The organism is Streptomyces sp. NPDC008238 (genome assembly GCF_042956445.1).
Classification (GTDB): domain Bacteria; phylum Actinomycetota; class Actinomycetes; order Streptomycetales; family Streptomycetaceae; genus Actinacidiphila.
In genome coordinates this window covers 58,558-72,449 of record NZ_JBIBGK010000017.1, presented here as the reverse complement: position 1 = coordinate 72,449, position 13,892 = coordinate 58,558, and the positions used below count along the sequence as shown (strand labels likewise).

The window sequence follows — 13,892 nt, the reverse complement described above, 5'->3', positions numbered from 1 at the left end:
CCACCCGTCACCCGGGCACCCGGAGCGGGCACGGTGCCGTGCCGCCTTAGCTCAGCTGGTAGAGCACCGCTCTTGTAAAGCGAAGGTCGTCGGTTCGAACCCGACAGGCGGCTCCAGTTGGGAGCAGCGACAACGTCCCGGACCATGATCGGTCCGGGGCGTTCGGTGTCCACGGGTGACATCGAGCGGGCGGTCACTCACGGTCGAGGCGGCACCGGAGCAGGCGGTCCGTGGGGCTGGTGGACTCACGCTGTGTGTCCGATGTCACGTGCCCGTGGGCGTCCATCGTGATGCTGACCTGGCTGTGACCCAGGATCTCGATATACCACCCGCGGGGCCACGTCGGCCGCGGTCAGCAGTGTCGCGCAGCCGTACCGGCCATCGTGGAGACGGATGCACCGAAGGCCGGCCGAAGCGGCGAGCCGGAAGAAGGACCGATTGATGTTCCTCGGTTCGACCGGGCGCCCCGTGCGGGTGGTGAGGACGCAGGGCGTCCCGTGCGGTCGGGACCTCGGCACACGGGCCCGGGATGTGCCGTGGGCGTACGGATCCCGGTGTGGGCGGCCCGGCTGTTTTTCCTGCGTGCGTACAGGCATAGCGGGGCGCCACCTCGGTCGTCATCAAGGACGGCAAGCCTGCCGGGGAAGATCTGAGCGACCAGAGAAGGTGGCGATGGATGCCGAGGGCCAGGAGAACTTCAGGGAGTTCGTGGAGAACAGGTCGTCCGCGCTGCTGAGGACCGCTGTCCTGCTCAGCGGTGGGGACCGGCACGCGGGCGAGGATCTGCTGCAGAACGCGCTGATCAAGGCCGCCGGACGCTGGCACCGCATCGAGGAGCCCGAGGCGTACGTACGGCAGGTCCTCTACCGGCAGCAGGTGAGCCGCTGGCGGCTGAAGTGGCCGCGAGGCGAACTGAGCGTCCCGGAGCCGCTGGAGGGACCGGTGCGGCACGGCTCCGACGACGGGCCCGGCGCGGCCGACCTGCGCATCGTCATGCGCGCCGCACTGGCCCTGCGCTACTTCGAGGACCTGCCCGAGGGCGACGTCGCCCGTCTGCTGGGCTGCTCGGTCGGCACGGTGCGGTCAACCACGCACCGCTCCCTGGCCCGGCTGCGGGAGCTGGCCCCCGAACTGGCGGCACTCGGCCCGGCGGACGCCGAGCAGCGGCCGTTCCGTGACTACTCGCCCGTGGAGGTGCGTCCGTGAACGTCGACCAGCTGGTGCGCGACGCGCTGCGCGAACAGGCCGACGAACAGCCCGCGCCGGCGCCGGGTCTCGCCGAGCGGGTGCTGACGGTCCGGCGGCCCTGCGCCCTCCGTCCCGGCGTCCGCCACGGGACCCGGAACGGAGGGCGCGGGCCACGGGAAGGGATTCTGGAGCGAGGCCCCGGTCGTCGACCAGCTCAGCGCGAACCAGGACTTCGCCTTCAGCCGTGACGGCGGGCTGCTCCACTCCGGGCGCACGTCGCCTCCGTACCGGCAGTACTACGACTTCGCGGGCCGGCAGGTCGCCCCGCCCGTGAACGAGGCGCACGTGTCCTGGCTCAGCGAGTCGGGGCTGTCCCCGGACGGCAAGCTCGTCGGGGGCGGTTTCCTGGGCCCCCGCACCGAGAAGCAGGCTCGCTCGGTACACACGGAGCTCGAGGGAGGTCCGCTTCGGGCTGGCGCTGGTCACGATCGGCAGCGACGAGGTCGTGCCGCTGAGCGGTTACAGCAAGCCGGGCGAAGGTGCGCTCGTGGACTGGACGCCGGTCTTCGCCGAACGCTGATCGGACGGCCCACCGGCGGTCAGGCCCCGGTGCCCGGGCGCCGGGGTCTGGAGGCCGGCGGGTACGTTGTCCGCCGGAGCGTGCCGAGACCTGGAGGAAGCCCCGTGTACACCGTCGTCTTCCTGCTGCGGGGCGCGCTCGGCCTGGGCGGCGTCGTCGTGGCCGTCATGGAGCTGACCCGCCAGGCGTCGGGGCCCGGGTGGCGCGGGCGGCGGCTGTGTTCCGCGGTGGCGGCCGTGCTGCTCGCCGCGCTCCTGGCCGTCTGAGGCCGCGCCCCGCGCCTATCCGGCCAGCAGCCGGTCGAGTTCGTGCCCGGCATCCTCGTATCCCGCGTCGGCGATGCGCTGCAGCTCGCGCAGGTCGCCCGCGGCGCAGGCGCGGCGGGTCAGCAGGAGGCCCGCGCGCGTGGAGCCCTCGTCCAGGAGCTCGCTCAGCTCCTCGGTGTCCCCGGCGGCGTCGGCGAGGTCGGCCAGTCGGTCGAGGGCGGTCTCGTTCCCGGCGTCGGCCAGTTCGCGCAGGGTCTCGCGGTCGAAGTTCGTGTTCACCATGGCGCCATGGTGCGGCCCTGCCCCAGGGGCAGGGTCAAGTGCCACGATGGCCGGGTGATCACCATCGGACAGCTCGCCGGGTACGTGGGGGTGTCGGTCAAGACCGTCCGCGTCTACCACGCCAAGGGGCTGCTCCCCGAGCCCGGCCGCGATGCCTCCGGCTACCGGCGCTACGGCGCGGACGACGTCGTCGCCCTCATCGGGATCCGCACGCTCGCCGAAGCCGGCGTCCCCCTGGCCCGCATCCGGGAACTGAGGGCGGCCGGCGAGGAGGAGTTCCGCAGGGCCCTGGACGACATCGACGGACGGCTGACCGAGCGGATCCGCGGACTGCAGGCCACGCAGTCACGGCTGCGCGTACTCGCCTCCGGGGAGCCGGCGCTGCTGCCCGCCGGGGTCCACGGGCGCCTGGAGGCCCTGGAGCGGTGGGGTTTCACCGCCCGGTGGGTCGAGCTCCAGCGGGACCTGTGGATCCTGGTCTTCGCCACCCACCCGGACGGGGCGGCCGAACTCTTCCGGGACCAGGGCGAGATGCTGTCCGATCCCGCGCTGCGGCGGCTGTTCCTCCGCTACGACCAGGCCTACGGCCTCGACCCGGAGGATCCGCGCGTCGAGGACCTGGCCCGGCGCATTGTCGAGGAGACCCGGCGCCGCTACGGCTCGGGCCCGCCGCCCCAGGGGGACGCGGCCTCCGGGATCCCCGCCCTCGTCCAGGACAGGGTCAACGCCGCCTCCCCGGCCTGGCGGCGGCTGGACTCGCTGATCCGCGCGGGACTGGGTGTGGGGCGGTGAGTCGCGCAGGCCTGCCGCGTTGACCGGCGGCGGGCGCTCGCTGCTGCGTACGCAGCGGTGATCGACTCAGAATTGAACGCGTTCAAGATTGCTGTCAGGATGGCGTGCGCAGCGGATGCCACCTCGGCGTGCCGCTGATTCGTGGTGCCACGAGGGGGACGGCTGTGGATACCGACACGCCCTGGCGCAATCTCCGGTTCGTCGGGCTGCGGCTCGGCGATCTGATCCTGCGCTACGCCGTGACCTACGCGCTCACCTGGGTGGCGGTGGACCTCCGGCTGCCCGGGGAGGGGGAATCGCTCTGGGCGCCCTGCATCCCCCTGATCGCGATCCCGTCACTCTTGATCAGCGCCTACTACGCGCTCCTTAACCCGCGGACCAGCCTGCAGTTCCGGCTTCCGCTGGCCGTCCTCCTGCTTCTGCCCACCTGGTTCCTGCTCTTCCAGAACTTCGAGGAGCAGCTGGTCATCCCCGTGTCGGGCCAACTCGCCTTCGCCCTGTGCGTGATGCGGGTACCGCTGCTGGGACCGGCACGGCGGTGGCGGAGGGAACGCGGACGGCCGCCCCTCGACCGACTGCCGTGAGGAGCCACGGTCGTGGCGGAACCGCGAGTGCGCGGTCGCGGCCCGCGACAGGGGTGCCCGCGCGCGCGGGCACCCCTGCGGGGTCAGCGGACGGTGACCTGGGCCGTGCCCGTCACGCCGCCGCTGGTCACCGTGATGGTCGCGGTGCCGGAGCGGTGGGCGGTCAGGGCGCCGGTGGACGGGTCCACCGAGGCGACCTTGGTGTTGCTCGAGGTCCAGACGTGGGACGCGGGGTCCGCGATCGGGATCGTGAGCGGTGCGATGTTGTCACCGGCGATCTGGTCGCCGGTCGCGGTCAGGGTGACGCGGTCGCCGCGGGCGATCGGGTCCTTGGGTCCCGTGACGTCGATCGAGGCCAGCGCGGGCTCGACGGTGTACTGCAGGTCGCCGTCGTCGCCGATCCGGACGAGACCGAAGTGGTAGATGCCACCCTGGTCCGCCGGGGCGTAGGCCGGCATGCCGAGGTCGGCGAAGGTGAACTGCGGGATGCCGCCGTCCTCGGTGCTGACGCTCCGGCCCTCGGGGTCGAGGATCTGCTCGGCGAAGCCGCGCGCGTGGCCGTACATCATGATCACGTGCTGCTTCGGGTGCGTCTCCTGGTAGCGCTGCACCAGCCGCAGGTACATCCGGGCCTCCCAGCGGTCCGTGAACTGGCTGTTCGCGGCCGGGTGCGGGTCGTAGGCCGGCATGTGGGTGATGACCAGCACGTCCTTGGCGGTGGCCTCGGTCAGCTGCTGGACCAGCCACGGGTACTGCACGCCCTCGGGGTTCTGGAACGGGTCCGAGGACTGCAGGCTGCCGTGCGAGTTGTCGGTGACGATCAGCCGCGCCGCGCCCTGGTTGTACGCGTAGTGCGTCTCGCCGAACGTGTCGCTGTAGTTGCCGTTCTCCGCGTCGGCGCCCTGGGTGATCTCGTGGTTGCCGACGATGTCGCGGCCGGGGATGCCGAGGGCGTCGATCTTGGACTTGGCGTACTGCAGGTCGGCCGGCTTGCCGTCGTCGGGCATGTCGCCGAGGAACTGCGCGGAGTCCGGGCGTGCCTGCGGGGTCAGGGTGGGCAGCCGCCGGGCGATGGAGTCCATCACGTTGCTGCTGACCGAACCCGGGTCGCTCGCGAGCAGGTGCGCGTCGTCACCGGTGAGGATCGTGGTGCCGCGCTTGGCGAAGTCGGCGGAGTCCTCCTCGAAGGACAGCCACTTCGGGTTGTCGGGGATCGCGTGGTACTCGGGCACCGTGACCGGACGCGGCGAGTACAGGGCCTGCAGGCCCGCGACGTTGAGCGAGCCGCTGTAGGCGGTGCTGGGGCTGATCGCCAGGAAGTCGATGAAGCTGATGGTCAGCGGGAACTGCATGCCCGCCGGCAGCTGCGCGACCGCCAGGTGCCAGTCCTTCCACGTCACGAACGTCGGGTACAGCGTGGTCGACGAGCCGTTGACGCCGATGTACTTCTCGGCGAGCTCGATGCCGTTGCCGTCACCCTTGATCCAGACCCCGATGCCGGTGGGCACCTGGCCGCCCACGGTGTCGGTCTTCAGCGTCGTGCGCGGCGAGAGCACCAGCTGCTTGACGCCGGAGCCGGCCGGCATCGAGTAGTCCAGGCGCAGCGAGCCGGACTCGGTGGAGCCGGGCGGGAGGACGCCGGGGTCGGCGGCGAGGGTGGCCGGCTGGCCGGTGGTGTTGTTGCTGAGCCGCCAGACGTCGAGGCTGGTCATCGGGTCGATGACCTTGCTGACGCTGCCGACGGCGACCGAGGTGGTCGTGGTGGTGCCGGCGACCTCGGCGCTGACCTCGGCCAGACCGCCGACGTCCGCGCTCGCGGTGAACAGGCCGTGCGCGTCGACGGTGCCCAGGTTCTCCGGGGTGACCTTCCACGTGGCGGCCTCGGCGGGGATCTGCACCGCGCCGCCGTCCTTGACGGTGCCGGAGAGGGTCAGCTGCTGGGTGGCGCCGTTGCCGAGGTCGGCCTTGTCGGGCGAGACCGTGAGGGTCTTCAGCTTGCTGACGACCTCGAGCTTCTCCGAGGTGGAGGCGCGGCCGTTCGACGCGATGATCCGGCCCGAGCCCGTACGGTGCGGCGTGAGCCTGCCGTTCTCGTACGAGGCCAGCGACGAGGGCTCGACGCGGACGTGGACCTGGCCGGCCGCCGGGTTCGCGAGCCGGTCGACGGAGTGCACCGCGAGCGGGACGGTGCCGCCCGCGACGGTGGTGACCTGCTCGCCGCCGTTCACCACGACCTCGGCGGCCGGGCCGGCCTCCTTGGCGGTGGAGTAGAAGAAGATGCCGTTGGCGACCGGACGCTCGGCGTTGCCGGGCTGGTCGGAGGGGGTGTTGACGATCTCGGCCCGGTCGGCGCCGGGGGCGCGGCTGACCATGCCGGTGGAGCCGCCGCCGTCGAAGAGCATGGCGTCGTAGGCGCCGTGGGCGACCATGTAGCCCGCGACCTGGTCACGGGTCACGCCGAAGGCCCTGGTGGCGCCGCCCTGGCCGTCGACGGCCACGACGATGGCGTGCTTGCCGTCCTTGGTGACGCCGACCGCGGTCTCCGGGTTGGCGCCGCTCGGCGGGGTGCCGGTCGGGTCCTTGTAGACCGCGCCGTCCTTCACCAGCGTGTCGACGCCGCTGATCAGCTGCGTGACATCGTTGTCGGGCGAGAGTGCGGTGACGATGCCCACCGTGTCGCCGCCGTGCAGGGTGTCGGTCAGCCACTGTCCGCCGTCGCCGGCGCCGAGCAGACCCAGCTGGTCGGTGGAGAGCCGCGGCATGGTGGTGACGCCGGTCCGCACCTCGTCGACGACGAACCCGCCGTCGGTGACGTGGCCGAGCACCAGCGTGGCGGGCTTGGGCAGGCCGGGGGTCTCGCCGAGGTCGGGGGTGACCTCGGTGATGCCGCCCGCCGTCAGGTCGTTCACCGTGTTCACGGAGGTGAGCGCGCGGGTCGCGGAGCCGGCGGTGATCGTCCCGGAGAAGGTCTGCGGGCCCATGACCATCGTGCCGTCGGGCTTGACGCCCAGCTGGGAGGCGAAGCCCGGCTTGGGGCTCTTCAGCAGCCGGCCGTCGGTCATGATGCCGCCGAGCGGGCGCCCGCTGGCGTGGATCTCGAAGTAGTCGCCGTTCACGCCGGCCACGGCGCCGGTGCGGTGGGCCATCGAGGACGGCGTCTCGTCCGCCGGGTCGGTGATCGTGTCGCCGGCCTCGACCATGCCGACCCGGAGGTTCGGGTCGCCGAGGTCGGCGCTGAGCACCTGGACGTGCTGGCGGCCGCCGACGGTGTCGTACGTCTCGCTGAAGTGCTGCAGACCGCGCGTGACCGTCTCGGCGGGGGTGCGGGTGTAGTCCACCACGAGCGGCCAGTTCTGCGGCGTCTGCGGCAGCCAGTCACGGTCGGGCGTGTGGCCCTGGACGGCCTCGTCGCCCGCCGGCGCCGAGGCGGTGGCCACGGCCCCGCCCACGGCGCCGGTCAGCGCCAGCGCCAGCGCGGTGACCACGGCGGTCCGGCGTGCGCCGGTCCCCGCGGTTCTGTTACCGCGAAATGTCATTGCGTGTTCCTTACCAGTGATGGGCCGGCTGGGCGCCGGCCCGTGTCCACCCGACACCCGTTCGGCGAAGCGCGGGTTTCCGGTGGTGGATGCGCAGGTGACCCGGAGGGGGTGCGACGTTATGGATTCGGTCAAGTCGTCCCCGCGGCGCCGCCGTACCCGGCCGGACGCGCGGAACGCCCCGGCCGTCGAACGGCCGGGGCGTTGCGCGGCGGGACCCGCGGGTCAGGCGCGGACGCCGGTCACCAGGGGGCGGGTCCCGGGGGCGCCACGACCGGGGGACGGTCGTCGCAGGTGATGGTGTTGGGCAGCTCCCACGCGCCCAGCCAGGGGCCCGTCGTGCCGCCGCCGTCGTTGCCGCCGAGGTCGGTCAGGGAGAACTCGGAGCCGGTGGCGGGGAAGTTGAAGGAGCCGCAGTTGTTGACGCCGACCGCGCCGACGTTGCGGGCGTCGACGTTCTCGAAGGTGGCGGAGCCGGCGACCCGGGCGCTGACGACCGAGGTGCCGGTGCCGTCCACCCGGATGTCCTTGAAGTGCACGTTCGTGATCGAGTAGGTGTCCTTCACCGGCCAGTCGGCGACCAGCATGACCGCGTTGTAGGTGCTGTCGAGGAAGTGGTCGCCGGTCACGCGGATGTCGGCGTCGATGTTCCGTTCCAGGGCGTAGAACCAGATCGCGCCGAGGCCGATGTTCCAGTTCAGCTCGTACGTACCGGCCCGCACCGTCGTGTTGCCGGTGATCCACAGGTGCCCGGTGAACGGCTCGGCGCCGAAGCGGGAGCCGACCTGGAGGGCGCTGCCCTCGCGGATCGGGTCGGCGATCAGGTTGCCGGAGACCGTGTTGTCGGTGCCGCCGTAGATCGCGATGCCGTTGGCGAGCACCGGCGTCTGAACGGTGTTGCGGTCGAAGGTGTTGCGGGCGTTGCCGGTCTTCTCCGACCACATGGCCAGCCCGTCGTCGCCCGAGTTGCGGACGAAGTTGTTGCGGACGACGGAATCCGTCACGCCGGTGTGGAAGTTGAGGCCGTCGGCGATCTGGTCGGTGATGACGTTGCCCGTGATCCGCAGGTTCGACATCGGGCCGTCGAACCACATGCCCACCTTGGTGTGGTGGACGTACAGGCCCTGGATCGTGGAGTCGCTCATGGCACCGCCGATCCCGTTCACCTGGTCGGTGTCGATGCGTTCGCGGACGTCGCCCTCGATCGCGAAGCCCGACAGGTGGACGTCGCGGCTGCCGCCGGCCGACGCGTCCTTGCCGTAGAAGCCGACGCCGGTGTGGACGGAGTTGTCGGGGGCGGGGGAGTCGAGCGCTACCTCCTTGCCCTTGAAGACCGTGTACCAGCTGCCGGCGCCCTCGATCGTCACGTCGTCCACGATGATGTGCCGGTTGACCTGGTAGGTGCCCGGCGGCACGTAGACCTTCAGGTGCGCGCGGCGGGCGAAGGCGATCGCCTGGTCCAGGGCCTTGGCGGAGTCGCGGCGCCCGGTCGGGTCGGCGCCGAAGGCGAGGACGTTCGCGGCGAGCAGGGACACGCGGGGCGGCGCGACGAGTTGCGAGTCGAGGAGGTCCACGGTCGTCGGCACGGCCCCCGCCCGCTCGGGCACCGTCAGCCGGACGCGGTCGCCCGCCTTGTACGTCCGCCCGAGCAGCAGGCGCTGCTCGTCGTAGAAGTGGTTCGGGCGGAAGGGCTTGGCGATGACCGGCGCCGGGGTGGTGGCGTTGGGGACGCAGCCGCACTCGGTGATCCACCAGTCGTCGTGGAGGAGCCCGGCACGGGGGTCGTTGGAGAACGGGTACTGGTTGTAGAGCCAGGCGTACTGCGAGGTCAGCGTCATCGTCCTGCGGGCGCGGCCGTCCACCGTCACGTCGAGCGGCGCGGTGATGCCGCCCCCGGCCGGCGCGTCCGGGATGCTGTAGCGGACGGTGATCGCGTTGGCGGCGCTCGGCAGCGTGAACTCCACGTACTGGCCCGGCCGCAGGGTCACCGCCTTGCGACCCGACGCCTCCGCGGGGAGGGTGTAGGCGGTCCGGTCGGGGCCGATGACCTCGCCGTTCGTGGCGGCGTTCTCGGCCTCCTGCTCCACGAACCCGAGGTCCGCGCCGCGGCCCTCCACCAGTGCGGGGTCCAGTGCCGCCCGCGTCACGACCGGCCCGGCCGCGCCCTTCGCCGACACGGTGACGGCCTGGGCCGTCGCGCCGGCCGGGCCGATGCCGGCACCGAGGCCGGCCGCCACCGCGACCACCGCCACGGCTCTTCGCCACGCACTCCTGCTGCTCCGTGTCATCCCCAGCTCTTCTCTCGTAAGGCGCGACCGCCCGGGACGTTCGAGGCGGAGCGGACGTCGTGAGGTGAGGCGACAGTAAGGACCCGTCAGGCCGGTCCACAAGGCTCCTGCGCGAGGTTTTCGGCAGGATGATGAACAGGTGCGGCTGGCTGTCCATTTTTTGCGCGGCTTACGTGAATCGTTGCACAGACGGCTCACCAGCTCCGCCACGGCTGGGGCCGGGGAGCCCACTCGGGTCCGCGATGGCGCAGCCACCACTCGCCGATCGCGGCGAACTTCTCCTCGAAGGCGGCGTCCTGGCTCAGGAAGCCGGTGACGGGCGCCCGCAGGCGGGTGAGGCGCCCGTCCGCCTCGCAGATCACCACCCGCCGCACCCCCATGCTCGACTCCACCCAGATGCCCTGGACGTCGGCCCAGCGGATCGTCCTGCGCCGGAGGTTGTGCACCACCGCCTCCGAGGGGGTGAGCGTGACGCCGAAGCGCGCGGAGGAGAGCAGCACCACCGGCAGCGCCAGCCACACGCCCACCGGGAAGGCGAGTCCGGGGCGGGACGAAGCGGGGGAGAGCAGTGGGAGGGTCATCAGGGTGACGGCGATTGCTGCGGGCAGCAGCGGCATCATCCGCTGGTACCAGGTCAGCCGGAATCGGACGTGTTCCATCGAACTCCCCACCCCTCGGTCGCACATGATCGCCGACGCAGCCTGGCCGACCCCGGCGCCGCTGTCCACTCCGGCGTATGGGAGGCCGGCCGGAGACGCCCAGCGCCTTCAGGAGGCGGTCGCGCATGGAAAGTCGCTTACCAAAGATAAGTTGCTTACCCTTGTCTTTGCCGAACGCGCCGGGCCCTCGACGCTGAAGCCATGGACACCACCGACCGTGCACAGCGGCTCCGCTTCGGGCTGAGCCTCGACCCGGACGCCGCCCGGCTGCCGGAGACGCTGGAGCTGGCCGCAGCCGCGGACGCCGCGGGGCTGGACCTGCTCGCCGTACAGGACCACCCGTACCAGCCCGGGCACCTCGACGCCCTGACGTTGTCCACCCTCGTCACGGCCCGCACCTCGCGCGTCTCCGTCTTCACCGACGTCGCCGACCTCCGGCTGCGGCCGCCCGTCATGCTGGCCAAGACCGCCGCCAGTCTGGCCGCGGCCTCCGGCGGCCGGTTCCGGCTCGGCGTGGGCGGCGGCGGGATACCGGAGGCGATCGGCTCGATGGGGGCGCAGCCGATGCCGCCCCGCGAGGTCGTGACGTACACCGAGGAGTCGCTGCGGATCATGCGGACCGCCCTGGACGGCGGGCCCGTGCGGCACCACGGCGAGGTCCTCACCGTGCCCGGCTACCAGGCAGGCCCGGTGCCGCCGCGCCGGGTCGAGCTGTGGCTCGGCGGCCAGCGGCCGCGGATGCTGGCGGTCGCGGGCCGGGCCGCGGACGGCTGGATCTCCCCGCTGAACATCTACGTGCCGCCCCGGGAGGTGCCCGAGCGCCAGCGGATCGTCGACGAGGCCGCCCGCGCCGCCGGGCGCGATCCGGCGCGCGTCCGCCGCATCTACAACGTCATCGGCGTGATCGGCGGCTCCGGCGCCCCCGGCCTGAACGGCGACGTCGGCCACTGGGCCGACACGCTCGCCGAGTGGGCGACCGGGCTGCGCTTCGACACCTTCGTGTTCTGGCCCGTCACCGCCCACCGGCGGCAGTTGGAGGTCTTCGCCGGCGAGGTCGTGCCCGCCGTCCGCGAGCGGGTGGCCCGATGACGGCCGGTCACGGCACCGCCCCGGCCGCGGCCTTCGCCGTGCCCGCCGCCCTGGCCGGGCGGACCGTGCTCCCCGGCGACTCCCGCTACCCGCTGCTGCGTTCCACGTACACCACCGTCGCCAGTCCCGCCGCCGTGGTCCTCGTCCGCGGGCCCGGCGACATCGCGGCCGCCCTCGCGGCGGCCCGGGCGCAGGGACTGCCGGTGTCCGTGCGTTCCGGCGGCCACGGGCTGTCCGGCCGGTCGTCCAACGACGGCGGTGTCGTCGTCGACCTCTCCGGGCTCGACGAGGTACGGGTCCTGGACCGGGCGACCCGGCTGGTGCGGATCGGGGCGGGCGCCCGCTGGGGCCGGGCGGCCGCCACGCTCGCGGCCCACCGGCTGGCCGTCAGCTCCGGCGACCACGGAAACGTCGCGGCCGGCGGCCTGGCCACCGCGGGCGGCATCGGCTGGCTCGCCCGCACGTACGGCCTCACCGTCGACCGGGTCCGCGCCGTCGAACTCGTCCTGGCCGACGGGACCGCGCTGCGCGCCGACGCCACGCACCACCCGGACCTGTTCTGGGCGGTACGCGGGGCGGGCGCGGGCGTGGGGATCGTGACCGCGTTCGAGGTCGAGGCGATGGACCTGGGGGACATCGCGGTGGCCCAGCTGGTCTTCGAGGCCGACCCGGCGGGCGGCGCCCTCGCCCAGTGGGCGACCGCGATGGCCGCGGCGCCCCGCGTGCTCACCTCCGCCGCCCACATCCTGTCCGACGGCGCCGGGCTGGCGCTCTCCGTCACCGTTGCCGCGGCCGACGACGACCCGGGCCGCGTCCGCGAGGCGCTCGGCCCGCTGCTCGCCGGGCGGCACCGCCCGCTGCAGGCGACCGCCCAGCCGGCCCCGTACACCGCGCTGGTCTCCACCGCCCACCAGCACGCGAACACCGGACAGCAGCCGGTGGTGAGCACCAACTCGCTGCTGCCCGCGATGACCCGGGACGCCGCCCGCGCCGTCATGGCGACCGCCGGCGACCGGCGCCGGCCGGCCTTCGTCCAGCTGCGCTCGCTCGGCGGCGCGATCGACGACGTCCCGGCCGGAGCCACCGCCTACGCCCACCGCGGCGCGCGGGTCCTGGCGCAGGGCAACCTCTTCCCGCCGCACGGGCAGGACGATCTGCACCGGCTGTGGAAGCCGGTCCGGGAGCACGGCGGCGGCAGTTACGTGAACTTCGAGAGCGGCAGCGGCCCCGAGGTCTTCGACCGCGCCTACCCGGGCGCGACCGGCACCCGGGTGCGCGAGTTGTGGCGGCGTCACGACCCGGACGGCGTCCTGCGCCCCCTCGCCCTCGACTGACCGGGTCAGGGCCGGGGCCCCGGTCAGTGTCCCGGGCCGGGCCGCCGGGGGTCCGCGAACGGCCCGCCCGGCCCGAAGGCCAGCGCCGCGAAGCGCCGGCCCATCCGCCGGTAGCCCGCGGCGTTGGGGTGCAGGTCGTCCGGCAGGTCGGCGACGTCGCCGGGGCCGAAGAGCCGGCGGCCGTCCAGGTAGTGCAGGTTCCGGTCGCCCGCGGCGGCCCGGGCGGCGACGATCCGGGCCAGCTCGGCCCGGATGACGGTGAGCGTCAGCGCGCCGCCGGGCACGTCCGCGGGGGAGCCCATGGCCACCACCCGGGGGACGGCCGCCGACAGGTCGGGCGCGGTCGGGCCGGGGGTGGTCTCCACGACCGGGCAGCTGATGGGCGAGACGACCAGCAGCGGGACGTCCGGGTGCCCGTCGCGGACGGTGTCGAGGAAGCCGTGCACGGCGGGGCCGAAGGAGCGCAGCCGGAAGGCGTCCCGGTTCACGATGTTGATGCCGAGCTTGAGGCTGATCAGTTCGGCCGGCAGGTCCCGGATGGTCCGGGCGACGTACGGGTCGAGCATCGCGTTGCCGCCGAGCCCCAGGTTGAGCAGCTCGGCCCCGGCCAGCGCCGCGGCGAGGGCGGGCCAGGTGGCGGTCGGGGAATCCGCCGCCGCGCAGTGGCTGATGGAGCTGCCGTGGTGGATCCAGCGCCGCCGGCCGCTCGGGCGCGGCGGCAGCACCTCGGCGTCCGCCCACAGCCCGACCAGCTCGGTGCGGGTCTGCTGGGGCAGCCACAGCTCGACGTCCTTCTCGCCGCCCGGCAGGCCGTGGAACCTGACCCGGCCCGGCGCCCCCGGCACGCGCCGGGAGGGCTCGGCGAAGAGGTCCGGCTTGTGGAGCACGTTCCCGGGTGGCGCGGGGGCGCTGCCGGCGGACCTGCCGTCGACGACCAGGTCGACGACGCCCGCGGGCAGCGGCTCCGAGGTCCCCGCCAGCTGCCAGACCGAGGTCAGCAGCTCCAGCTCGACCACCCGGGCCGCGGTGCGGAACGCCAGCCGTACGCCGGAGGGCAGGGCGGCCGTCTCGTCCATGAAGACGTCCGGGTACTGCGACCGCGTCCACGCCGGGAGACGGCGCGGCAGCAGCCCGGCCCTCGTCCGCTCCAGGTCGAGCGCGCCGCGGATCTCCACCGGGCCCCCGGTCAGCGGGACCGCGCGCAGGACGTGCGTCGCTGTTGTCACGTTTTCTCCCTGCCCGGGACCGGCACCGGGCACACGGCCGCGCCATCGGATCCGGCGACGGGTGCCGT

At 73.2% G+C, this 13,892-nt stretch carries 12 protein-coding genes, 1 tRNA gene and 1 pseudogene; 7 read left to right on the top strand and 7 right to left on the bottom strand.

What is annotated here, in order from left to right:
• Positions 1 to 40: 40 nt before the first annotated feature.
• A tRNA-Thr gene (locus tag ACFZAU_RS28375) sits at positions 41 to 116 on the top strand.
• A gap of 77 nt (positions 117 to 193) precedes the next feature.
• Here the strand turns inward: ACFZAU_RS28375 and ACFZAU_RS28370 are convergent.
• Positions 194 to 485: pseudogene (locus tag ACFZAU_RS28370) on the bottom strand (tyrosine-type recombinase/integrase); the annotation flags it as partial.
• A 187-nt stretch (positions 486 to 672) separates the two neighbouring features.
• Here ACFZAU_RS28370 and ACFZAU_RS28365 point away from each other — a divergent pair.
• Complete coding sequence (locus tag ACFZAU_RS28365; RefSeq protein ID WP_500554475.1) at positions 673 to 1,206, top strand: SigE family RNA polymerase sigma factor; 534 nt, start codon at positions 673 to 675, stop codon at positions 1,204 to 1,206.
• On the opposite strand, the gene ACFZAU_RS28360 is transcribed toward ACFZAU_RS28365, so the two are convergent.
• Positions 1,179 to 1,463: a hypothetical protein gene (locus tag ACFZAU_RS28360; protein WP_500554543.1), complete on the bottom strand. Its 285-nt coding sequence runs from the start codon at positions 1,461 to 1,463 to the stop codon at positions 1,179 to 1,181. The genes ACFZAU_RS28365 and ACFZAU_RS28360 overlap by 28 nt on opposite strands.
• Positions 1,464 to 1,872: 409 nt before the next feature.
• Here ACFZAU_RS28360 and ACFZAU_RS28355 point away from each other — a divergent pair, with 409 nt between their 5' ends.
• Positions 1,873 to 2,034 carry a hypothetical protein gene (locus tag ACFZAU_RS28355; RefSeq protein WP_500554474.1) on the top strand — a complete coding sequence of 54 codons (162 nt, stop codon included), beginning with the start codon at positions 1,873 to 1,875 and terminating at the stop codon, positions 2,032 to 2,034.
• A 15-nt stretch (positions 2,035 to 2,049) separates the two neighbouring features.
• Here ACFZAU_RS28355 and ACFZAU_RS28350 read toward each other — a convergent pair whose 3' ends face one another.
• A complete protein-coding gene (locus ACFZAU_RS28350) occupies positions 2,050 to 2,316 on the bottom strand; it encodes a hypothetical protein (RefSeq protein WP_500554473.1) in 267 nt (88 codons plus the stop codon).
• Positions 2,317 to 2,370: 54 nt separating this feature from the next.
• On the opposite strand from ACFZAU_RS28350, the gene ACFZAU_RS28345 reads away from it, so the two are divergent.
• Together ACFZAU_RS28345 and ACFZAU_RS28340 are read left to right on the top strand one after the other, a co-directional pair.
• A complete protein-coding gene (locus ACFZAU_RS28345; protein ID WP_500554472.1) occupies positions 2,371 to 3,108 on the top strand; it encodes a MerR family transcriptional regulator in 738 nt (245 codons plus the stop codon).
• Positions 3,109 to 3,272: 164 nt separating this feature from the next.
• On the top strand, positions 3,273 to 3,692 hold the full coding sequence (locus ACFZAU_RS28340) for a hypothetical protein (RefSeq protein ID WP_500554471.1): 420 nt from the start codon (positions 3,273 to 3,275) through the stop codon (positions 3,690 to 3,692).
• Positions 3,693 to 3,775: 83 nt separating this feature from the next.
• On the opposite strand, the gene ACFZAU_RS28335 is transcribed toward ACFZAU_RS28340, so the two are convergent.
• The 3 genes from ACFZAU_RS28335 to ACFZAU_RS28325 form a co-directional block, all read right to left on the bottom strand.
• The gene (locus tag ACFZAU_RS28335) at positions 3,776 to 7,228 is read right to left on the bottom strand and encodes a phosphodiester glycosidase family protein (protein WP_500554470.1); all 3,453 of its coding nucleotides are present in this window, start codon (positions 7,226 to 7,228) and stop codon (positions 3,776 to 3,778) included.
• Positions 7,229 to 7,470: 242 nt separating this feature from the next.
• Complete coding sequence (locus tag ACFZAU_RS28330) at positions 7,471 to 9,516, bottom strand: glycosyl hydrolase family 28-related protein (protein ID WP_500554469.1); 2,046 nt, start codon at positions 9,514 to 9,516, stop codon at positions 7,471 to 7,473.
• 194 nt (positions 9,517 to 9,710) lie between these two features.
• A complete protein-coding gene (locus ACFZAU_RS28325; RefSeq protein WP_500554468.1) occupies positions 9,711 to 10,175 on the bottom strand; it encodes a hypothetical protein in 465 nt (154 codons plus the stop codon).
• Between the two features lie 201 nt (positions 10,176 to 10,376).
• Between ACFZAU_RS28325 and ACFZAU_RS28320 the strand changes: the two genes are divergently transcribed.
• The gene (locus ACFZAU_RS28320; protein ID WP_499610763.1) at positions 10,377 to 11,264 is read left to right on the top strand and encodes an LLM class flavin-dependent oxidoreductase; all 888 of its coding nucleotides are present in this window, start codon (positions 10,377 to 10,379) and stop codon (positions 11,262 to 11,264) included.
• Positions 11,261 to 12,598, top strand: coding sequence for an FAD-binding oxidoreductase (locus ACFZAU_RS28315; RefSeq protein WP_500554467.1), 1,338 nt, complete (start codon positions 11,261 to 11,263; stop codon positions 12,596 to 12,598). Before ACFZAU_RS28320 ends, ACFZAU_RS28315 begins: the two co-directional genes overlap by 4 nt.
• Before the next feature lie 23 nt (positions 12,599 to 12,621).
• On the opposite strand, the gene ACFZAU_RS28310 is transcribed toward ACFZAU_RS28315, so the two are convergent.
• Complete coding sequence (locus tag ACFZAU_RS28310) at positions 12,622 to 13,824, bottom strand: GDSL-type esterase/lipase family protein (protein ID WP_500554466.1); 1,203 nt, start codon at positions 13,822 to 13,824, stop codon at positions 12,622 to 12,624.
• Positions 13,825 to 13,892 lie beyond the last annotated feature (68 nt).